At 43.0% G+C, this 23,026-nt stretch carries 18 protein-coding genes and 2 pseudogenes; all 20 read right to left on the reverse strand.

Features of this window, described 5'->3' with window-relative positions; genetic code table 11:
- Positions 1-94: 94 nt before the first annotated feature.
- The 20 genes and pseudogenes from recA to AC1U9Z_RS03575 all read right to left on the reverse strand — a co-directional run bounded on the left by recA (position 95) and on the right by AC1U9Z_RS03575 (position 23,025).
- A complete protein-coding gene (gene recA, locus AC1U9Z_RS03480) occupies positions 95-1,144 on the reverse strand; it encodes a recombinase RecA (protein ID WP_479955724.1) in 1,050 nt (349 codons plus the stop codon).
- Positions 1,145-1,348: 204 nt separating this feature from the next.
- A complete protein-coding gene (locus AC1U9Z_RS03485; RefSeq protein WP_479955725.1) occupies positions 1,349-2,947 on the reverse strand; it encodes a DEAD/DEAH box helicase in 1,599 nt (532 codons plus the stop codon).
- 28 nt (positions 2,948-2,975) lie between these two features.
- Positions 2,976-4,211, reverse strand: a complete 1,236-nt coding sequence (locus AC1U9Z_RS03490; RefSeq protein ID WP_479955726.1) for a competence/damage-inducible protein A — start codon at positions 4,209-4,211, stop codon at positions 2,976-2,978.
- 136 nt (positions 4,212-4,347) lie between these two features.
- Positions 4,348-5,832, reverse strand: coding sequence for an AAA family ATPase (locus AC1U9Z_RS03495; protein WP_479955727.1), 1,485 nt, complete (start codon positions 5,830-5,832; stop codon positions 4,348-4,350).
- Complete coding sequence (locus AC1U9Z_RS03500; RefSeq protein WP_479955728.1) at positions 5,816-6,385, reverse strand: hypothetical protein; 570 nt, start codon at positions 6,383-6,385, stop codon at positions 5,816-5,818. Before AC1U9Z_RS03500 ends, AC1U9Z_RS03495 begins: the two co-directional genes overlap by 17 nt.
- Positions 6,386-6,612: 227 nt before the next feature.
- Entirely contained in the window at positions 6,613-9,141 is a 2,529-nt protein-coding gene (gene pglZ / locus AC1U9Z_RS03505; RefSeq protein ID WP_479955729.1) for a BREX-1 system phosphatase PglZ type A, read from the reverse strand.
- A gap of 74 nt (positions 9,142-9,215) precedes the next feature.
- A complete protein-coding gene (pglX, locus tag AC1U9Z_RS03510) occupies positions 9,216-12,725 on the reverse strand; it encodes a BREX-1 system adenine-specific DNA-methyltransferase PglX (RefSeq protein ID WP_479955730.1) in 3,510 nt (1,169 codons plus the stop codon).
- Between the two features lie 15 nt (positions 12,726-12,740).
- Positions 12,741-16,328 carry a BREX system P-loop protein BrxC gene (gene brxC, locus AC1U9Z_RS03515; RefSeq protein ID WP_479955731.1) on the reverse strand — a complete coding sequence of 1,196 codons (3,588 nt, stop codon included), beginning with the start codon at positions 16,326-16,328 and terminating at the stop codon, positions 12,741-12,743.
- Between the two features lie 207 nt (positions 16,329-16,535).
- A pseudogene (locus tag AC1U9Z_RS03520) lies at positions 16,536-16,619 on the reverse strand (helix-turn-helix domain-containing protein); the annotation flags it as partial.
- Between the two features lie 39 nt (positions 16,620-16,658).
- Positions 16,659-17,637 (reverse strand): annotated as a pseudogene (locus AC1U9Z_RS03525) (transposase); the annotation flags it as partial.
- Between the two features lie 338 nt (positions 17,638-17,975).
- Positions 17,976-19,208, reverse strand: a complete 1,233-nt coding sequence (ltrA, locus tag AC1U9Z_RS03530) for a group II intron reverse transcriptase/maturase (protein WP_479955732.1) — start codon at positions 19,206-19,208, stop codon at positions 17,976-17,978.
- A gap of 507 nt (positions 19,209-19,715) precedes the next feature.
- The gene (locus tag AC1U9Z_RS03535) at positions 19,716-19,985 is read right to left on the reverse strand and encodes a transposase (protein ID WP_479955733.1); all 270 of its coding nucleotides are present in this window, start codon (positions 19,983-19,985) and stop codon (positions 19,716-19,718) included.
- A 161-nt stretch (positions 19,986-20,146) separates the two neighbouring features.
- Positions 20,147-20,281 (reverse strand): helix-turn-helix domain-containing protein, encoded by a 135-nt coding sequence (locus tag AC1U9Z_RS03540; protein ID WP_479955734.1) that lies wholly within the window; start codon positions 20,279-20,281, stop codon positions 20,147-20,149.
- A gap of 282 nt (positions 20,282-20,563) precedes the next feature.
- On the reverse strand, positions 20,564-20,890 hold the full coding sequence (locus AC1U9Z_RS03545; RefSeq protein WP_479955735.1) for a nucleotidyltransferase domain-containing protein: 327 nt from the start codon (positions 20,888-20,890) through the stop codon (positions 20,564-20,566).
- On the reverse strand, positions 20,860-21,276 hold the full coding sequence (locus AC1U9Z_RS03550) for a HEPN domain-containing protein (protein ID WP_479955807.1): 417 nt from the start codon (positions 21,274-21,276) through the stop codon (positions 20,860-20,862). Before AC1U9Z_RS03550 ends, AC1U9Z_RS03545 begins: the two co-directional genes overlap by 31 nt.
- Before the next feature lie 29 nt (positions 21,277-21,305).
- The gene (locus AC1U9Z_RS03555; protein WP_479955736.1) at positions 21,306-21,527 is read right to left on the reverse strand and encodes a hypothetical protein; all 222 of its coding nucleotides are present in this window, start codon (positions 21,525-21,527) and stop codon (positions 21,306-21,308) included.
- 27 nt (positions 21,528-21,554) lie between these two features.
- A complete protein-coding gene (locus tag AC1U9Z_RS03560; RefSeq protein WP_479955737.1) occupies positions 21,555-21,824 on the reverse strand; it encodes a type II toxin-antitoxin system RelE/ParE family toxin in 270 nt (89 codons plus the stop codon).
- Positions 21,825-21,832: 8 nt separating this feature from the next.
- Complete coding sequence (locus AC1U9Z_RS03565; RefSeq protein ID WP_479955738.1) at positions 21,833-22,030, reverse strand: hypothetical protein; 198 nt, start codon at positions 22,028-22,030, stop codon at positions 21,833-21,835.
- A 12-nt stretch (positions 22,031-22,042) separates the two neighbouring features.
- Positions 22,043-22,213 (reverse strand): AbrB/MazE/SpoVT family DNA-binding domain-containing protein, encoded by a 171-nt coding sequence (locus tag AC1U9Z_RS03570; protein ID WP_479955739.1) that lies wholly within the window; start codon positions 22,211-22,213, stop codon positions 22,043-22,045.
- 236 nt (positions 22,214-22,449) lie between these two features.
- The gene (locus AC1U9Z_RS03575) at positions 22,450-23,025 is read right to left on the reverse strand and encodes a DUF1788 domain-containing protein (protein ID WP_479955740.1); all 576 of its coding nucleotides are present in this window, start codon (positions 23,023-23,025) and stop codon (positions 22,450-22,452) included.
- Position 23,026 lies beyond the last annotated feature (1 nt).

Consider the following 23,026-nt stretch of genomic DNA (forward strand, 5'->3'; position numbering starts at 1 on the left):
TCAATGGCCGAAAGATCCTTCGCTAGCTCAGGCTGGCATCAATAGAAGGTTTTAAAGCCTATGGCTCATGGCCATTTTTCAAAATAGCTAACGACTAAATGTCATCCTCGTCTCCATCCTCTTGTTCCTCGACAATCCCTTCTACAGAGGGCAGCACACTGCCTAGGGATAGCTTTTCACGAACTTTAGCCTGAATTTCCGCACATAATTCCGGTCTTTCCCTAAATAATTCCTTGGCGTTTTCACGCCCCTGACCCAATCTTTCTTCACCATAGGAATACCATGCGCCACTCTTATTAACAACCTTTAATTCTGTGGCAACATCAAGAATACTACCTTCTTTCGATATGCCTGTGCCATACATAATATCAAACTCTGCTTGTTTAAAGGGAGGAGCTACTTTATTCTTGACGATCTTCACCTTGGTGCGGTTGCCTATTATATCTGTGCCTTGTTTAATATTTTCTTGCTTACGTACATCCATGCGCACGGAGGCATAGAATTTTAAGGCCCTGCCACCCGTGGTTACCTCGGGAGAACCATAAACTACACCGACTTTTTCACGGATTTGGTTGATAAAGACAACAATGGTTTTGGATTTGCTAACAATACCCGTTAATTTTCTTAAAGCCTGGGACATTAACCTTGCCTGCAGTCCCACATGGGTGTCACCCATGTCCCCTTCTATTTCAGCCCGGGGTACTAACGCTGCCACAGAGTCCACAACGACAACATCCAAAGCACCACTACGTACCAACGCCTCACATATTTCCAAAGCCTGTTCGCCTGTATCCGGCTGGGATACCAACAAGTTGGCTGTATCGACACCTAAGCGCTTAGCATAAACTGGGTCCAGGGCGTGTTCAGCGTCGATAAAGGCTGCCATACCATTTTGTTTCTGAGCCTCAGCAATCACATGCAAGGCCACCGTCGTTTTACCAGAAGATTCCGGGCCGTATATTTCTACAACGCGACCCCTGGGAAGTCCGCCAACTCCCAAAGCAATATCCAAGGATAGTGCCCCGGTAGAAACTGCTTCTATGTTTAATTTCGTTGAGTCTCCTAACTTCATAATTGAGCCTTTGCCAAATTGCTTTTCAATACCGGACAAAGCAAGTTCAAGGGCCTTTAATTTATCGGACATAAAATCCCCCTCCAAAACACATGTTCGTTCTTTCATTATAGGGCCAATGAAAGAACTAGTCAATTAGAAAAAACCGACTCGCGCATAATAAAAATCACAGGCCAAGCAATCCACAGCCTAGGTTCTATGTGCATATTGGAAAAAAACATTTTCCAATATGCACATAAACTTGGCTAATATGCCTGCTTAGAATGCCTGTGATTACTACCTTCTAGCCCGGGCCGGTTCAACGAATAATCTTCTGCCTTTAACGTGCTGTCTGTGCAAGCAACTGATAACGCAGTTGGCCCAGTCCTCGGGAACCTCTACAAAGCTAAAGTTCTCATAGATGTTAATGCTGCCTATTTGACTACCAGGAATACCTGATTCATCGGAAACCAGTTTGATAATCTCAGCGGGGCTGGTCCGGTCTTTTCTGCCTAGTGTTAGGAATAGCCGTACCATACCAGGCCTGGCACCTGTATTGCCAAAATTAACGGTATCTAGATTAATCTCATCCACGCTGGGTTCCATATCCATGGAAAGCTTGAGGGCAGCCGCTGCTATATCAATCGGATCAAACTCATCCAGCAGCGGATCGATAATCGAACGATAGTAACCAAGCTTACCCTCTTCGATAATCTGCAGCATTCTTTCCTTAATGGTTTCTTTTTGACGCTCCACCACATCAGCCACCGTAGGGAGGTTCTCCCTTTTAATACGACTCTTGGTTATATTTTCAATTAAGCGAAGTTGGCGATATTCCCGGGGGCTAATGATGGTTATGGCTACACCTGATCTGCCTGCCCTACCTGTCCGCCCAATTCTATGGACATAAAACTCCGGATCTTGGGGTATATCATAATTGACTACATGGGAGACACCCTCAATATCCAATCCCCTGGCAGCCACATCTGTGGCTACCAGAAGTTCTACTTCGCCTGATCTGAATTGCCTCATGACGGCATTTCTTTGCTGTTGGCTAAGGTCACCATGTAAAGCCGCTGCAGCAAAACCCCTGGCCTGTAAACCCGCCACCAATTCGTCCACACCCCTTTTGGTGCGGCAAAAAATGATCCCCTGGGCTATCTCACTTATGTCCAATATGCGACAAAGTGCCTCTAACTTATTTTTTTCCGGTGCCTCATAATAAACTTGCTCAATCTGTGGCACAGTAAGGTTGGCCTTACTAACCGTAACATATTTGGGTTCCTTCATATACTGGTGCGCCAGTCTAATAATTTCCCCAGGCATGGTGGCAGAAAAAAGCAAGGTTTGCCGTTCCGCCGGTGTATGTCGAATAATTTCCTCAATATCTTCGATAAAGCCCATATCCAACATTTCATCCGCTTCATCAAGAATAATCATATCAACCTGATCAACCTTCAAAGTTTGTCGACGCAGGTGATCCAACAAGCGTCCAGGGGTACCAACAATCACTTGCACACCTTGCCGCAGTGATCTTATTTGACGGTCAATGGATTGTCCGCCATATATGGGTAAAACCTTAATTCTGCAGTAGCGTCCTATTTTGGAAATCTCCTCTGCCACCTGAATGGCCAATTCACGGGTTGGTGTTATGATTACTGTTTGAATTTCCCTTTTTCTTGGATTTAACTTTTCGATCATTGGGATGCTAAAGGCTGCTGTTTTACCTGTACCAGTCTGGGCCTGACCAATCATATCATGACCGGCTAAAATTTGTGGCACGGCCAGTTGCTGAATTGGTGTTGGTTCTTCAAATCCCATTTCTTTTAGACCTTCCACGATTCTGTGATCCATTTCAAGATTACCAAAGTTCATAGTCTCTCTTCTACGATTCATTCATTTCCTTCTTTCTAGCTTCTATAAATTACTTTCCTTGTAAAAAGTGCTTAGCCATCTTTAATGCACCATTGACGGTACCATTTCGAATGGCCTTTCTTTCCCCCGGAAATCGATATTCTCTATAACATACACCAGTAGGTGAGGATAAAGCAATATAAACTAACCCAACCGGTTTCCCCTCACTGGAATTAGGACCAGCAACCCCTGTCACAGCCAATCCTATACTACTGCCAAGCCTTCTGCGAACTCCCTCAGCCATGGCAATAGCGGTTTGACGACTGACAGCCCCGTGTTGGGCTAGGGTTTCAGGGGGTACACCAAGTATTCTTTCTTTTACTGGATTCGTATAGGCTACCACGCCACCCACCAGATAGCGAGAGGCACCTGGTATACCAGATAAACGAGCCTCAATGAGACCTCCCGTGCATGATTCTGCCACAGCTATGGTAAGCCCTGCATCGATCAGCATTTCGCCTACCACCTGCTCAACCTTTTCGTCATCCTCCGCAAAAATATATTGAAATAAACGTTTATTTACTTGCTTCGATAGATTTTGGACAAGTGCAGAGGCCTCTTCCAAAGTTGATCCCTGGCCAGTTATCCGAACTTCCACAACACCCGGTTGCACTAAGAAGGATATTTCAGGATTGGCCATACCGCAAAGGTCATCGATTAATTCTTGCACCGTACTTTCCCCAATACCAGTTAGCCTAAATGTCTTAGAGGTGCAGAGAACTCCCCTATGGGGTAGACTATTTAAGTAGGCTACCACGGAGTCTTCAAACATGGTCTCCATTTCCCAGGGTGGTCCCGGCAAAATAATAACCGCTTTTTTATCTACCTCAACAATGGCCCCTGGGGCAGTCCCTCTGGTGTTTGGTAATATCCTGGCACCTTCTGGGAATAATGCCTGTTTGGTGTTATTGGAGGGCATTTCCATGCCTCTTTTATTGAAATAATTCTTTATGGCTGCCAGGGAGGCCTCATCTAATTTCATATCCAGTTCCAATACTTCTGCCACTGTTTCCTTGGTCAGATCATCAATGGTCGGGCCCAAACCACCGGTAATAAAAATAAGCTCTGCCCGCTCCAATGCCTGAAGCAAAACTAAACCCATGCGTCCCCAATAATCGCCTACCGTAGTATGCTGGATAACCTCAATACCCATCTCTGTAAGGCGCCGACCTAAATATTGGGCATGGGAATTTAAGACCTCACCAACCAGTAGCTCTGTACCTGTAAAAATAATCTCCGCTTGCATCTAATCACCTTTTTCACACAGTATCATATACTTATTCTCCGATACTATTTATTTCCCTTCACTAAAATTTTATTATCTGAAACAACAAAGAGACCAAGTAGAATTGGTCTCTTTATTATTTCCAAATATTATCAATTTATGCAGCTGTTTGGCTTTCCAAGAGGCTTCGAAATTCTTCCCCAGAAATTTTTTCCTTCTCCAGTAACACATCCATCGTTGAAGTTAAAAATATTTTATGGGCAATCATGTAAGTCATTACTCTTTGTTCCTGCTCCTGCAAAATTTCGGAAACTAACGTGTGTTTAAGATCTCCCGGTAAATCCTCTAAGCTAACAACACCAACCCTGGACATGCCAGCTTTAATCATTGTTTGGGCAGTATGCAGAGCCTTTTCATAGTCATTCGATGCTCCGGTACTGCGACTGCCGTAAACAACTTCCTCCGCTAAGGCACCCGCTAGCATTACCGCTATTTGATTCTCTAAATAATCCTTGGTATAAAGATAGGTATCATCCTCCGGGTTTTGACGCATATATCCCAGGGCTCCTCCCCTGGAGGTTACCGTTAGGGCAGATACAGAGCCGGGTCTTGCTAATTCACTCACTAAAGCATGACCCGTTTCATGAATAGCTACCCGTTTTAATTCTTCCGAATTTGGCCGCCGATCAAGTTTTTCACCCATTATTACCTTATCAATAGCCTCATGGAAATGTCTGTGCTCAATTTCCTTTAGCCCTTCTCGCATGGCTAAAATGGCTGCTTCATTGGCTAAACTCTCCAGATGTGCGCCGGAAAAACCAAAGGTCTCCCTGGCTATTTGGAGGATGTCAACACTCTGGGCTAAGGGTTTATTCCTGCTATGAAGTTTTAAAATTTCCAATCTTCCTTTTTTATCCGGTAGATCAACTTTAACCTGACGATCAAATCGGCCCGGTCTCAGTAAAGCTGGGTCCATCATATCCACACGGTTGGTAGCGGCCATAATCAACAGTCGCACATGATCATCGATTTTTAAACCATCCATCTCCACCAATAGAGCATTCAGAGTCTGATCATATTCCATATGACTGGAATTTTGTCCCCTTTTAGTGGCCAGTACCTCAATTTCATCGATGAAGATTATGGCGTTCTTCTTCTTTTGTTTAACCGCTGCATCCCTGGCTGTCTGGAATATTTTGCGCACCCTTTGGGCACCCACACCAGCATACATTTCCACAAAGTCAGATCCACTGGCCGAGACAAAAACGGAGTCCGTATAGCTGGCGGCAGCCCGAGCCATCAGGGTTTTACCTGTGCCAGGCGGACCTGTCATAATGATCCCCTTCAGGGGACGAATTCCTAATTGTTTTATTTCATGATGGTTTCTTATAAAATCAAGGGCTTCTTTAAGTTCTTTGATGGCTGAACCTTGTCCACCAATTTCATCAAAGGATATTTCTTGTCGTTTGGGCAAGGTAGAGCTGTTTCCAATACCTGTTTTCACCATACCCTTAGAATAGACCAAAAAATATAGTGCCCCGCCAAAGGCCAATATAAAAATAAAAGGAGTAAGATCATAACCCACTGTTAGTCCAAAAACTAAAAGAGCTGCACCTAGACCTAAACTAATTTCTTTTAGCAATTTGGCCACCCCCTTCCGTGGTAACTACCTTACGAGCATCATGCCTAGGTATTATTTTATATAAATAGTGGCCATCCGGTTTAGTAAGTTGTAAATAGATATTTGTTTCGTCAATAAAAACTTTACCCTCTACTCCCTGTTTCTGTGCTGCTACTTCGACCTTTTGAGAAACCTGTGGGAAATTGCCAATTACCTGAGCCTGGTAAATAACATGGTGGCTTTCATAAAAGACTTGATCAAGTACAGCATCGCTCTGACTAAGGATTTCTATTTGATATCCTTTTTTACCCATAACCTCACTAATTAATTGATTAAGCTCCTGATAGGCCATCATTAGATTACCTGCATCCTTCGATAATTCTACTTTTATAAGGGATTGAGACGAATCCTCTTTAATTGTAAAATCCTTTACCAGCTCTTTGTTTTCTAATAACTTATTTAATGGCTGTTGAAAATTATACTGTTGATAAACCCATTGTCCGCCAAAAACAAGAGCTAGGCCGATTACAAAGGTCAAAAAAATAACCGGAACCTTAAGGCCGTGCCATTGCATAGCCATCATCCTTTCCAGTCTTAGTCTGTATTTTATGCTATATCATTATAACACAATCGTATATACTGTTCTTTAGGAAACAGTTGGAAAGAACAAACTCACCCTAAGGATAACATAGTGTTTCTTAATTCACTTTATTATCCATTCAAGAAAAGCATAATTTTCTAAACAATAAAAAAACCGAGGCAAAAAACTACTCGGTTTGATATGTAGGTAACGATCCCTCCTTACAAACTAAAGCCAAAGTCATCAGCAAAGGCAACGTCGATGATAAACTCATACCTGGCTATTTCCATATCCCCTTGGGCATCCTTAAGTACCAGGTAATATTTCTGATCTTTGGCATATTTGCGATTACGGAAGGTAAACTTCTCTCGGAACTGTCGCTTCTCCGGTGCTGCATTTCTGCGGTCGGCGATAATCAATTCCTCATCGGATATCTTTTCACCGGACTCGGTCTCAAAGTAAACCTTGATTTTACTGGGTCTTAGGGTATCGCTGACATTCTCCGTCTGCATAAAGTCCAGATAGGTTAGCAGGTTGGTAATTTTGCGGCAAAGAGAGGTGAGCACCACCTCCACCTGGCCCACATCCTTTTTGTATCGCTCAGTTTTAACTTTAAGCAGGGGCACCACGATCTCTTGCAGCGAGGCCCCACCATGCACATAGTTCTGTCCTCCACCGGGGACTTTGAAAATATCTGCCCCCCGGGGAACAGTGACATAAATATCCTTACTTTGGGTTCCCAAATAATCCAGGGAGTAGCCCAGGGTTCCCTCAATGGTTAAGGGTGCCTGGGACAGGATAAACCGCTTATTAAGATAAGCCCCGTCCCGTTGGTGCAGGCTCACCTTATCACTTTCGTCCAGCTTATCCCTCTTATAAATAAAGCCATGATCCGACGTAATGATATAGTTGGTAATGGACTTGTCCACCGTAAGCTTCTGCATCAATTTCATGATCTCATCCATGGCCTCCTGGACTGCAACAAATACCTCATCTTCCGTTGCTGCATCGTCTCCCCTGGCATCTACCTGGTTGTGATAAATATAGATTAGTTCTGCCTCGCCAATCAGCCTTTGCACGGCCTCTCTGTTCATAGATATCACTCGATCATAGGTGGTGGCCACCGCCTGGGGATGGTGTTCCTTTAGTATCTTCTCCCTTTGCTCGGTGGTAACACAGGACTTGCCATCCACTAAAACAGCATATTCATCTGTCAGTGTGATGGCATGATGGGGCAACAGTCCGGCCATGCCCAAACGGGTATAGGAAGGTAGCACCCCCAACATATGCTGCAATTCTGAATGGGTATTGACCTTCTCTTTAAACCTCTGATGCAGTTCTAAGCCGCATTCATAGCGGAAGCCATCGGAAATGATTACCGCCGTACGCTTTTTGGCTACGGCCGGAGCCACCACCAGTTGATAAAAATCAGATTGCCTAAGCCCTGTCAATTGACCGTAGGATACCTCCTTAGCCAGCTTTTCTGCCCACAGGATGGATAGTTTCATGAGATAGCCGTTGGTGTAAATATTCTCCACCAGGTTTCTTAGCTCATGCAAAGTGTCATGGTACTGGATTTGGTCGTAGGACAGATAGAAATTGCGGTAGAGTTGATCGATCCGCACCCAATGAGATGTATAAAGGCCAATAATTTCATTGGCATCCTTGGCCGTGGCTTGATGAAACTTCTTCAATTCCGCCATGAGCTGATTGGCTTGGTGGATGGCCCGATAATAGCAAAGATACTTGGCCGCAAAATGTTTTTTGCTACTACGCTTCTCAATGACCTCTTGAAAATGGGCTGCCAGCGGTGCAGCATGGGCAACCAATAGCGCTGCCAAATGGCTGATAATATTAACATCGAAGACTTCAAAGGTATCGCACTCCAGATAATTTTCTACAGGAATATTGTCAAAATAATCTTGGGTACGGAGCTTCACAGCCATCTGTGCCGCAATACGGTCATACTGATCCTTGTGCAGCATATTGTTCATAAGATTGGAAACAAAGACTGCAATATCGTTCTTCTTATAGGAAAGGAAGGTCTGCCAGGCCTTGGGTACATCCCCCTGCAAATGATGGGCTGTATAGGTAACGAGCAGTGTTACCATCAGCTTTTCCAGGGTAGGTTTTTCCCCTTGATAGCCATAATACTTCTTACATAGTTGCCAGAAGCAATCCAACAGGCCCATCTTGGTAAAGGCAGTGACATATTTATTTTCAGCATATTCCCCACCGATGATGACAGTCTTGAGAACTTCTTCGAAGCTAGGTATCTTAACCCCGGCCAACACCGCCAACATGCCAATCTCAATGGTCTCGACATTATAGCTTTCCAGGCCCAGGGCAGCAAATTTCTCTATTCTTTCATTAGCCCGCCAAAACTTGGGATACTGGGCCAACTGCTCTTTATATTTCTCAGGGATCTGTAGATCCGCACACAGCAAAGAAACCCGATCCGCATAAAACACCATTGAGTAGTGAATCATATCTGACAGATGATTATCACCATCTGCAGGCTTGGCAAAGGGAGCATAAACAAGATAACTGTTCTCTATATCCCCGCACTCCAAAAAGTACTTGGTATACAGGGCGTTATCCCCGGTCAACTTATGCAGTCTAGCATTTTCTAATTGTAACGAATCAATTTCCTCAGCAAACTCAGCGTTATCATCATACCAAAAGATCAACCTCCGCCCACCAAAGCGAAATTCTTGATTTAACTTGTCCTGTATGGTTTGTAGGTTCATTCCAACAACCCTTCTTTATGAATGTAGGATGTAAAATGTAGAATTTTTAAATCTTTTCATTTTACATCCTACATTTATTTAATCTTTCCCAGCAGGTCTATCTTCACTGGCTTTTTGCCCTCGCTGGCTACTACCAAGCCTTGGAATTTGGCGTAATTTACTAAAACTCCATCATCCAGGTCCAGGGGAATGCGTTGATGGGCAACGTGGGCGATGGCTTGGTCGTAAATTCTGGTTTCCGCCAGTTGTTTAACCAGTTTTTCTCTCTTCTTTACTGTCTTGGCTTTTTCAGGGGCTGGGACATTGCTCTCTAATACTAGGTCACAGTGGGAGATGGCACTTTCTATGACTGTCTGGATTTTGTGCAGATAATCCGCCCGTACACGTCCCACTGTGTCTTGGTTGTAGCGGTGCAGATAAATCAGAGCCTTAAAGCCGTTTTCCTTGCCGCTGTCGAAAAGCCAATAGATGGGGCGTTTTTGGTAGGTCTTCACATGGTCTTTGTAGAAGTCCTTTAGAAAGTAATTGCGGATGATTTCCCGGGAAGTGCTGCCTCTGTTGCCCAGAGCCTGGGCAATGAAGTCTAGGTTTTCTTCCAGTGTATCTTCCCCATAGACCACTTTAACGAAGGTAATAAAACGACCAACAATATCATCGTCGAAATACTCTTCATCAGTGATGGGGATGACGTTGTCTTTATCAGGGATAAAGGTTTCATATTTGCTGTCGTCCCAGTCACCACCGGCATAGACTAGGCCTTCCACATCCAGGGAGTAGCGGCCGAACATGCAGCCTATTGCGTAGGAGACAAAGCTGCGGATGTCTCGTTGGAAGTCGGCTTTGCGGATGGTGATGTCTTTGTCCTCTACTTCTGGAGTTAGCTCATCTTGTAGACCGTAGATTTCGATGAAGATACGGTTAAGTTCTTCTTCGTTAGCTTTGAGTTGCCTGAATTGCTGCCCGGTAAACTGTTGCCACTCAACAAAGTGATCAGATACCTTTATTTTTTTCTGAACCAGTGGATGTTTTATAAAATTCCAACTTGTTTCGAAACTATTCCAATCATTTTTGGAAATAGATATATTCTGTTGGACTAGAGTGAATACCTCAACGTTATAATGTGCTACATTATAGGGCAAGCAAAGCGTATCATTAACATTTTGATTCATTGTTGGATTAAATAATTTTATTAGATAATTTGTTACCTTTGTATTTAAAAAGCCTAATACGCATAAATCGCAACAATATTCATTATTAAAAATTGTTGGTGAGGCAGAACTAAATATAAACTCAGCCTCTTTAATTTTAAAACCATTACTTCCAGAAGTTATCGCACCCCATGTAATGCCTTCTTTATTCCAATAATTTTTATTGCATAATCCACCATGCATTTCATAAAACATTTTTGCTTCCTGTGACCAGTCCACTAGCTCAATATGATTACCATACCATTTTTTAAATTCTCCCCCATTAGCGTAAGCAGTCCAGCGATTTCTATCTACAATTTCCCACCATCTTCGTACATACTTTTGATTATTATGTGTTTTATTTCTTCCTCCAGAAAATAGTTGATTCGATAGTAATGGAAAATCAAATATTTCTAAGTTTGACACCCAATAAGCAATTGGCTTTCCGGGTATTTTACAAAAACTTTCTTTTTGTGCAATCTGTATCCCAGCACTTGTATGTTTTTTTTCTAGGAAAGCTTCCTTTTTCGCTTTTTCACCTTTATAATCAACCAACCGCATAAAAGTAGACCTATAATTTTCTACACCTTGATTTCTAAAAACAAATGCTGTTGTTTGAACAACTTCCCCACTAATTTCATCAAAGGCCCTAGCCCCTAGATGAACCATATTTATGAGCTCTTCTGTCATTAAACTCGTCCTTAGATTTTCATAACTAGACAAAAACATCCATGAATGCATAGTTATCAATGCAATAAAACCACTTGTTTTAGACATTTGTAGGACTTTCTCAATAAAAACTGCAAACATATCAGTTTTGCTATTTGGAAAGTTTTCTTTTACAAAGGCTGAAAGTTTTAGGGACATATCCGGCCCTGAAAAATATGGCGGATTGGTGATAACAACATCATACTTCTTCACCATTATCATGGCTTGTCGAATTAAAACCAGCATGATTAAGGAAATATTATTTAGCCATATGGACATAAACAAATCGTCTACATCCTTATGCTGCAGTTCTTCTATATATCCATAAAGCCCATTATAATCCTTTTCTTCAATATTCAGAATAGAACCATATTCCTTAGCATCCCTAAAAACACTCACTAAATAGTTGGCCGTTTCCCTATGTAAACTATCAAACTCTAATTGCCCTACCCCTTGTTCAAAGCTGGTTAAACCATTACTTTCCTGAATCGCACAAAGATTAGGAATAATACTTTTATTTAAAAACCTTCTGTCATATTTTCTCCCTTTCATCATAACTGCAAAATAGGCAAGCTGGTAGGCTCGATCATCTATATCCAGTCCATACAGGTTTTTTTCTATAATCAACTTTGCAGCATCCCTTTGGGAATAACCACAAGATTCATAAATCTGCATCAAAACATCAAATGCATAAACTAAAATGTGGCCACTGCCCATAGCCGGGTCTAAAACTTTTATCTCCTCTGGGTTGTCTTTCATATTTTGGGTCCTAATTTTTTCAAGCTTCTGCACAACATCAGGTTCTTGCTCTGCTTCATCCAAATAATATTCCCAATTAGACTGTAGTATAGTGTTCGGATGCCCCTCCAACCAAATTCGGCCAAGGGAATTTTCCACCATATATCGTACAATCCAGTCAGGCGTAAATAATTGTGTCTTTGCTGGAACATCTTCCTTAGGAACTTTTTTCTTTCCCACATATGCATCCACAACAGCCTTTGGCTCGGTGTTGTAATACTGATACATCCAGCCAATGATCTCCACCGCTTCAAGAAAATCCTCTTCCTCAATCTTTAGCAAATCTCGGATTACGCCGTCTTCATGGGTAAATGAAATATCCAGCAAAATCTCTGTATAGTCTTTGTCATCCCTGGAGGTATTCTCAAACAACTCCGGAAGTATCTCACCCAGTTCATTACACTGCTTGATAAACAGTAGACGAAAGAGTTTATCAAGTTCATTCTTTTCTTTAAGGGTCAGTATCTCATCTACTTCCTGCTGGAATAAATTCAGATCAATTTTAGGGGCCTGGGTCACCAGATCTGGCTCGAACTTGCCTTTGGTTTCACTGGAAAGCACCCGAGTACGGGAGGGTAGGTAGTCGTTAACCTCCATAAAACGGACGGCGATAATGCGGTTGAACCAGGTGTAGGCTACTTCCTCCATGACGGGTTCGTAGCCCTTTTCTTTGATGCGCTTAACCAAATTCTCTCGTTGTTTCAGTTCTTTACCCGCCAGGGTCACTTCTACACCAATGTGGGTGGAGAAAATGGCGAAATCATGGCCCTGCTGGCTGGGTTGGCTGATGTTGTCTGTGGTGATGCCGATGCGGCCTGCTTTATCTTTGACAGATGCAATTAATTTTCTCCTTGCTTCAATAGCAAAGTTTTTAATTGCCGTCTTGTTCATGGTGTTCCTCCCTTGCTACATCAATAAGGTAATGACGGTATCTTTGTTTTCCTCCAGTTCTTCGATAAGTCTTGCTTTTAATGATTTTAAAAATTCATCAATATCCTGTTCCCTTTCGATGGTCACTGTTTTATTAACTGTGATATTTCTTAAGCTGATATTTTTTATCTTCTTGGGTACAAAGGTTGCCGGGTTTTCTTGACCCAGTGTATCATCCTTCTTCCTCTTTGGTTTAACCTTATATATCTCCGCCTGTTTCCTCTCATATTCAGCAATTTCATTAAGACAACGGATTTTTAATGCTTCGCTTTCATGGCGGGTATTTTTCACCGCTGCCACTTCATTGGATTCCTCCAGTTTGATTTTCAGTTCGTCAAAAAGCTGGAGAAACGCATCTTTAAAATCCGATCCAAAGGACTTCTGGTCCAGGACATCCATCACTTGCTGTCGGTCAAATTGCACCTCCGCACGGATAGGTTTTGCCTCCTTCTCCAGCAGAGAGGTGTGCAGGACAGCAAACTGGTCCAGCAAGGAGGGCAGTTTATAGATATCACCATAGGGTGTGGGCTTCACAGCAATGGTCTTGATGCTTTCCACCAGGTTGATAAGCTCTTTATCCACCACATAGGTTTTGCTGTTCTGAAAGATATCGTTGTATTGCCAGGCCTTGGCAAAGATGGTCCTTTGCTCACCGGCAAAGAAAGTGAAGATGGGGCTAATGCCTTCAGCTAGATCCAGCAAATCGTCCCGATGGCTATCCACATATTGGAAGAACTCTGCGGGGTTGCTCATCTCTATAATCTCTGTCAACATTTCTTTGGCCTTGATTAGCACAGACCTGCCGGGGAAACGGCTTTCCCAGCGATATTCAATTAGGAGTTTGTCGATCTCGTACATTTTGTCCCCTGCTTTGGTCTTAAATATTTTCATTAAAGTATCTTCTTCATCGTTAATGGTGGGCAGGGAGAATAAGTCCTTCATGACCTCTTTAACAGATTTTATCTGTTTGTCGGTGGGACGCTCTCGCTTTTCAACGAGCAGTTTATCGGCATATTCCCGCTTGCTAACGTATTTAACCAGGTCGCTTGCTTTGGTATCCACGGGGGAAATGTTTTTGCTATTGATGGTAAAGCTGATCTTCGCTTGTTTAAATAACATGGCCGCCAGCCACTGCACATCTAATTCTACAAAACCGTAGGGGGCTGCGGAGAAACGGTCCAGCAGATTCTTAAGGGATGTTTTGGTCAGTCGGGCAGAGTTTAACTCAATGAAGCCCAACACATCATCCAGGGCGAGTTTATTGGCTGCCTTATTGTCGAAACTACCCAGTGCCATTTGGTTATCCGTGCGGAAAATGGCATCAATATCAGCTAGGGTGGGTGCTGTTTCCATGTAGGATAGTTTGTTGTAGCGGGTATGCACCAGTTTGCCCAGGGCCTCATTGATTCTGCTGGCTGGGTCTTTGGCACTAATATTGGCCTTATCTCCATTGACATAGATATCGGCATTTTTGATGGCCTCTTCAATGAATATCCGTGTGCGGCCCTTTTTCTCGTTCAGTTCATCTTGCTTGGCCCGCTTGATGCTTTGGAAAGTTTTGGCTAAGGAGGCACCTTGCTTGGTGATGAATTTGCCAATCTTCAAAGCCTCGATAATTTCCTCTATGAAGGTGGCGTCGTTGGGTAAGTGTACCAGCACGTTATTTTCCTGGGACGAGAGCATGCGTAGCATTTCCGGTTTGGAATCATCTTCGCTATAGGGAGTAATGATGCGCACCCCCAGATCGGCAGACTGGTTATTTTTGAAATAACGATCATCCACCATTTGGTTATAGGCAAAATTGTAGCGGGCGTTGTAACGATATTTGGGTTCTTTAATCAGTTCTTGGAAGACAATGCTAGATACCTCGTTAATGACTTCGCCCATTTCCACATCTTCGTTTTGAATGGCTTTGTTAATGTCCTGCTCCTCGTTGGTCAGGAACATATAGTGTTCGCCATTCTTTTGCACCAAAGTTTGCTTAATCAGGCGGGCTAGGGACTCCTCCACCTGTTTTCTCAAGGCGATGCGGTCTTCATCGATGCGGGAAACCATTAAGGTGGTTAGGTTTTCCACATTGGCCTTGATTTCTTTGACATACTTTATCATAAACAGCACTTTGAGCAGTTCCACGTCAAAGTGCTGCAGTTTACTGTTTTCTTCAGCATGTTTAATTACAATGCGGTGGGTATGGTCGATAAATTTATCCAGGGCATTGTAGAAAATATTAAAGGGCACGATGATTCCCTCGGTATCTTCCATGAAATGCATGGCAGATTCTTTAAACAAGGCAATCATGGACCGCTCACCTTCGGCCAGGTGTTTTCCCGAAGCACCATGGGTTCTGATGGCGGTTAAAACATGGCCCAACAGGTTGAATTGGTAGGGGATAAAGGGATAAACCGCAGCAAATTCTTCTCTATTTTTGTATAACTTCTTTTCCACTTCATCTATAAAGGTGATGAGGTTTTTGATGATTGCTTCCTTTTGATCGTAAAGTAAGCATAGGGTGTCCCTGGCTGTTTCGGTTTTAGACAGGATTCTTTTACGAATGACTTCATCCACGTTGGCACTGGAGAGAGAAAGTCTGGTATCAAAGCGGCCTTGAATTTTGGAGAAGTCGTTACCCTTGACGGACACCACAGAATCGATATCCTGCTGACTGGTGACGATGACCCAGGCTTTACCACCGCAGGCAGTTCCAAGGTCTTCGGTGACTGTTTGCAGGTTGAGCATCAGGCGTGTGTCGCCAGCAATGTACTGACCAATCTCGTCCACCAGGAAAACCACATGATGGTTTTCCCCTTTGCTTTCACAGTATTTGCACACCATACTGGCAAATTTCTCAATAGAAAGGGTATAGTTATCCACCGCCTTTTCACACCAGATGCGGGCGGCCTCTTCACTCATGATATTTAGCCCAGACAGCACCTGCACAATCTCGTCTTGAATAAAATAAAAATCTTCCCTGGTGCTTTCCCAAATACTGCCAGACACCTGGAAAAACTTAGCCTTAAAGCCTTCGAAATTACCATCTTCGGACAGTTTACGCTCCAAATCGGCCAAAAAAGGCAAAGAACCACAGAAGCCTTGCATTTCGTTGAACACCTTGAGAAAGACATCCAGAATGGCATCTTTGTTGGACTTGGCATCGGCTTCGCTTTTGGAATCTATATTAAATAAAATAACATCGGTGGAAAAGCTACCAGAGAGCTTGATATCAGAAATGACCATGGGGTCATCCAGCTTGTGTCCATCGGTGAAAAATTCAATGGCTTGCCTGCCATTTACTTCTTTATTCTGTAGTAGGTAGGATAATATTTTCAGGAAGTGAGATTTACCACTGCCAAAGAAGCCGGAAATCCAGACACCCATTTTGTCTGTCTGTCTGTTGATGCCCTTTTTATAGCTGTCGAAGAAATCCCGGAAGTGCTTGGCCAGTTCTTTGGTCACCACATACTCGTCCAGTTCTTGCAAGATATTTTCCCCATCATCCTGGCCCACTTTAATAACGCCTTTGATATCCCGATCAATTGGTTTGCTAAACATATCCGCAATACGCATCTTTTTCCCTCCAAAACCTTACAAGATTAAACCAGTTTAAAGGCCGGTAATAGTTATCATCTTTAATGATGCCAAATGGCGTTTAGGTTGTCCTACTGAACCAAAACAAACATGAAACCATTCCGGCACTATATTCCATAGGGATCCCCCATAATTATACAATCTTTGTTGTCACTAGAAGAGATTGTGTTCATTTGTAAATCTCCACTATTCCTCTACAGCATGACAATATTCGATAATATCACTTACAGAACAATTAAAAAGACTGCACAACTTATCCAAAGTGTCGTAAGTAGGGTTTGCTGAACCAACCTAGTTTTAGTAAAAACACTATAATATTGGTTCACAAAAAACCTGATTATACCGAAATATGTGTCGCAGAAAAATGGGCAAAAGAACACGGAGCTTATGCTCCAAGTTCATCACTAGGAACTGCAGGCAGATCACGCTTTCGGCGGTCTCTTTTAGGCGTGCCATAATACGCGCTAAGCCATAGCGACGCTTCCCTTCGCCGAATTTTCCCTCAACAGCGTTGCGTTCGCTGGCATCTTACCGTTCTAGGCGTTTTTGCATATTCTGTTTCGCTTTATTAACCAGTGGCCGTCCCAGCCGTGGCCCACTGAGCCGTATGTTATATCTATCGCAGTAACGTAGGTTCTCTCTATTGCGGTAGATCTTATCGGCTAGAACGACCTTAGGGTAGTGCCCGTACTTTTGGTGGTAATGTTCCACCGATTCTATTAGGGTTATCCCTTCATTAAATGCGTCCCAACTCAGGGTTTCCACATAGGCATAACCGTCTACAATACCGATAGCGATCTTGGCCCCGAATTCAGTATTGGCTGTGGCTTTACCCCGGACTGGGGCGCACATGGGGCTGGCTAATGCTAACAATGCGATCATTTATCTTATGGGTACGGTGGGTATACATGTGAAGTTGTTGCCCATACACCATACGTATGGTGCGCAGTGTTTCCCGATGTTTCCGACTTAGGCCATGATCATCACCGGCGGTAGCCATCAGGTTGTCTATAGCACGCAGGTTACGCCTAACATAACGTAGTTGCTTACCAATGGCCTTGCGGACAGCCTTACTGCCAGGTTTCCTGTTGTGAACAATGCTGAGATAAGCCTTGCGGGCTATTTTACGATAAGTGCGCGGTCTTTTACCGGGCTTACCGAGGTTCTTGTGTATGTCGTCGATTATGTTGTCTAATCTTTCTCTAGCTTCATTAAGCAAGGATAAATCGGTTGGGTAGCGTATATCCGCCGGGGCGCAGGTGGCATCCAGGATAAGTTTGCCTTTATTAGACGGGTAAACCTCAAAAGAAGTAGGCTTCATTTCTGGTTTAGCGGATTCTTCCACTGCCTTTTTATTGCTACCTGAGGGTGGGGGTGGTTCGTTCTTGTTGTCATCGTCATCCTTTTGCTCTTTTGTTTGCCTATCGGCACTGCAGATTTTTTCATTGATATCTCTTAGGGCTTCAGCCCCAAAACGTTTACGAAAATGAACCATTAGGGAAGGGTCAAATCGTGGCTAGTCCTGGCATTCCCTAAGGCCAATGAAGGTGAGTAGCCCAGGGGAGTTTCACCCCCAGGCCCTCTCAGAACCGGACATGAACCTCTCGGCTCATCCGGCTCCCATCATCATCCCGCAATTTCCCAGTGAGCAAAGAGCGTGAGGTTCCATTTAGCATAGTTATGAAGCCATCTAATTGATTGCCTCTTTTTATGCTTCATTTTACGATACTTTCTCCTTGCCCATAAGGTCAATGCTCGATTTATCATCAGCATGACTGAGTATAGTGTGCTTTTCTGGTATTTGCCATAATAGTTGATCCAACCACGAACAATCGGATTCATCCATGTTGCAAGATCCTTTAGCTCAACGTGACACCTGTTGTGCAGTTTCCATGATCGAATCGTGTTCCGCAAGTCTTTCGTTGCTTTCGCACTAGCACCGGGTCCAAAACCGAGAAATATTTTCCCTTTCTGGCTTCTAACCCATCGGGGCCGGAACGTGTAGCCAAGAAAATCGAAGCTTGTAGTTTCATACTCTCCTTTGCGGTTGTAATCCTTGCAATAGATGATTCTACTTTTATCAGGATGTATCTCCAGTCGGCATTCTTCCATGCGTTTCTTAAGACTCTCCATGATTTCCATTGCTTCTTGATGTGTCCTGCAATGGACCAACCCATCATCTGCATACCGGGCCCAACTGAGTTGGGGATATTCTCTTTTCATCCACCAGTCAAACGCATAGTGCATAAAGAGATTTGCAATAACTGGACTGATGACCCCTCCTTGAGGGGTTCCGGAAGTCCTCTTGATGATCTCTCCATTGGGCATAATCATAGGTGTTTTAAGCCATCTGGCAATATAAAGAAGTACCCATGGATTATCAGTGTGCTTCGTCACAGCCCTCATTATTAACTCATGGTCCAGATTATCAAATAGTCCTTTGATGTCAAATTCCACTACCCAGTCTATTTTCCAGCACCTTTCTCGGGTTCTGTGTATGGCATCCAAAGCAGATTTGTTTGGTCTGTAGCCATAAGAGTCTTCGCAGAAGATTGGTTCTACCATTGGCTCGAAGTATAATCGGGCAGTCATTTGGGCTACACGGTCTTCCACTGTGGGAATCCCCAGTAGTCTTATCCCGCCGTTCTTTTTCGGAATCTCTACGCCTAGTACCGGTTTTGGCATATAACTGCCTGATGACATCCGGTTCCAAAGCTTGTACAAGTTGTTCCCAAGATTCTGCTCATATTCCTCAATGGTGATCCCATCAATTCCTGCTGCTCCTCTATTTGCTTTAACTTTACGAAAGGCTAGGAGTACTGCTTTTTGTGATATCGCATTCGGTTTCCTTCTGTTCAAAATGTTCCTCCCAAACTAATGGTTGACATTCCCAGAATTCAATGATCCTGCCCCTTCGCTCCACATCCATTACAGTTGCTTCCTTACTACTACGAGCAGGTCCGCCCCTTATCATGTCATTCGTATTCACCCTTATGCTTTAAACATTTGAGTTTTCCGTTGGCATCCATGATAAGGTTCTCACGTTCCCCATGAAAGCCTAAATCATGTTCTCGCCGCATTTACGCCGATTGCCGCCTGGTCAGTAAACAGGTTTCTTCCAGGCTCTTCCCTGGGCCCAATACCTGCCCGGTTTTGACAATGCTAAATACCCTATTACGACGCGTCGTCTGCGGTTCGCTTTCGCTCGACTTCATGATTCTCACTTGACCGTTTTGTACGGCCTTTTCTTCAACGCTCAGCACCACAGCTTTTGACTACAGCACCTTGAAGTAGTTTGGCACCCCTTCCTGTAAAACGATGCCAGGGGGCCCACCCCCATCTTTCATAGAGCATGACAATGAAATGCTAGTGTTGCCACCATCTTTTCATGTCTTCGTGACACACGTATTGCAGATAGGGGTTTTCGGTGATTTGTTCCACCGTTTCACGATCACTTAGGCCTAATTTCTCCTTGATGATTAGGGCACCTAGAGCCATACGAATGGGTTTGGCCACCTGTCCACGATTCTTGGTAAAGAGAGTGGCATAGCGTTCTTCAATGCTATCCCAAGGAATAAGTTTAGCTAATTTTACCCAGCGATTATCAGCCCTTAATTTGCCTTCAAAAGGCAGCATGAATTCCTCAAAATAAGTTTGGTTTTCACCTGTCGGAACATATTTTTAACCTCCAAGTGCATGGTTTTTGCGGGGGTTATCTCATTTTCCATGTATTTTATTTCGACAAATATGTTCCTAAATCCTTGATTTTATTGGGTTTTTCTATCGTTCAGCAAGCCCTAATTAATGCGTTGGGTCTTGTCATGATACAGACTGGCAATGGTACTGCGAGAAAACCCGGTTTTTTCGTAAATATCCTGTATGTTGTAGCGTTTTATGCCTATTAAAATGGATAATCTGCTTCTAATAGCCATCGCCCGCCTCACCTCGGTGCAATAATTCATTTTGTAACAGATAATGGCATATATATCCATCACTATATAGTGTATACAATTTATTTTGCGCCTTATACCTGATAATTACTGATAAAAAGGTTAACTATCAGAGTCTATTGTTTATCTTAATTTTAAAGAAGGGGTTATTATAAAACACCATCCCCAAGGAGATGGTGATTCGATTTGAGCCCGTCATTGTCCTAACCAACTAAATTTAGTTCCACCCATGTATATTACAAGAGAGTTGCTAGGACTAATGCCTTATCCCTCATACACTACCTTGCCTCTGCGAATTATTTCATCATACAAAAAATCTCCTTGATTCGCAGATTGATACTGCTGGACAGAATATGGGCGAGGCGAGATATCCAAATCGATGTCCCTGGTTAATCTTCGTAGTAGTAAGGCTTCATCGAGGCGGTTTTGACCAAAATTATCAGCAATAATAGCCAAGTCAATGTCACTATCCTTGTCCGGTACACCGTTAACATGGGAGCCATAGAGTATTGCCATTTTAACAGCAACCTTATTAACCCTTAATTGATTAATGTATTCCTTTATAACGACATCAATTTGTTTTTTAGCCATGTGTAAACCAACTCCGTCTGCTCATATTTATTTTCTACAAAGGCTTTGTTACAGTTTCTGCTCAGCGCTTCTCTATCATCGGAGTACCGGGATTCAAGGTAAAACTCGGATAACGTATCTAGTAACTCCTTAACAGTATCAGTAAGTTCATGAAAAACTTTCGCATCTTCGGCTATGGAAACTAGGTTATGTTTTCGTGGTGGGGTGGTTTCAAACTTTTCAAAATATATAGCCTTTAATATCTTTTCAACGGCCTGCTGGCAGAAAAATAAGCAGTGGAGGTATCTCTTTGATTTTAAAAGCTCACCCGCTATCTCAAAATCTTCTTCAGCTGTAATTAACCAATTCTTGGTTTTAGTTCTTAGTTGCTTCCCCAGAGGTCTCACCCCTAACAATTATCATACTAATAATTTGCTTACGCGTCCTCTACCTCAATCTTAATTTTTAATTTCTTGCCTTCAGGGAAAACCTCATCAGGGTAAAGTCGATAGCAATTATTCTCACTCAAATGTTCCCATTCTTCAGGTTCTCTACCAGTTATCTTAACAAAATTTTCGTAGTCAACTTGAAATACAAAGCCATCTCCATCACCCCAGGAAACAGCAATAAATTCAAATTTCCTTTTATCATCTTCCACCCATAACTCCCCCTAACTGCAGGGTATTTAAGCCTTGATATATCGCTTGACCTTTTCATAAAAATTCTCGAAGGTTCCAAAATAGACAATATAAAAATGATTATCTAAAAGCTGAATCCAGTAACAAATGCGGAGTCCGACTCCTTTATAGGTGAAGTCCCAAGAATAACAATCCGCTAAATCTCCGCTTAATAATTTGCCCGCCAAAGAATCTTCTTGTATTTTGCTTTCTTCTTCGTGATATTTATCGACAAGAGCTTGCTGGCGCTTTTCAAGCTTTTTTAGCAGCTTCTCCATTTTCGGGCTCAGCAGAAAACGTCTAGGCCATTAAAAGAATCATCCACGTCTGTTGCTGCTAAATCTGCTTCAAACCCTTTCATTCCGTAAGCAATTAAGTCATCATACTGCTTTAAGCGGTATGTTATTTCCTTGGCTAATTCCTCGCCTTGTATACCTTCGGAAATCGCCTTCCTAATAATGGTTTCTCTATCGTCTTCTCGCACAGTAGTTTTCACCTAGGCACGATTGGGCTTCATGACAATAAGCCCACCATAAACCTGAGCGGTGAGAGTTACTTCATCGCCTAAAGACAGGATATCGTAAAAACTTTTAGGAATCGTGATCTGGCGTTTTGAGGTGCTTTTGACTAGACGAGTTTCGATTGGTTCACTGCTTATTAATTCCATAGCTTTATCACCTTCCCTACGGTGTAAGGATATTATACCGTATATCGGGTTATTTAAAACAAGCCGTCTTGAATAAAATACAAATCTTCCCTAGTGCTTTCCCAATGGCTGCCCGAAACCTCCAGAAACCTTGCATTTCGTTAAACACCTTGAGGAAGACATCTAAAATGGCATCTTTGTTGGTCTTGGCATCGGCTTCGCTTTTGGAATCTTTTTCCCTCCACAATCTTACAAGATTAAACCAGTTTAAAAGCCCGGTAGTAGTTATCATCTTTAATAGTGCCAAACAGTTGTAATTCTTGCCCGGAGTATTGGCCAGGGAAGAACATCACCACTGGCACACGGTCTAACACCTGGTGCAGGTTATTAAGTACATTATGGGATCTTACAAAGGGAAAGCACTTGCCCACACCTGTTATAAAAACCACTGCTTTCTCCGGTGTATGATTGACGATATGGTTAACCAGCAGGTTAGCCTTGTTAGACATACGTAGGGTTTTGGTAATGGCGGCATAGGTATAGTACAAGCCTTTGGCCTTCTCAAGGTCGAAGCACTTTTCTAAATAGCCCCGATCCTTTAAGATGTCTACTACCAGATTATATAAATCGAATTCGACAATTTGGAAACCCAGGTTGGATTTATTAATTTTCTCTTTGAGATAGGCGATATGGTTTCTGACATCTAGCTCATCCCGGGGAGAATAGTCAAAGATGTAGTACCCCACTTCATTGCCCATACCTTTATTTTTGATAAAATCCTTTTCCGTAATCTTCTCCTCTATTCTAGCCAACCTTTGGTCGATATTTATCATG

Source organism: Desulfotomaculum sp. (genome assembly GCF_982386235.1).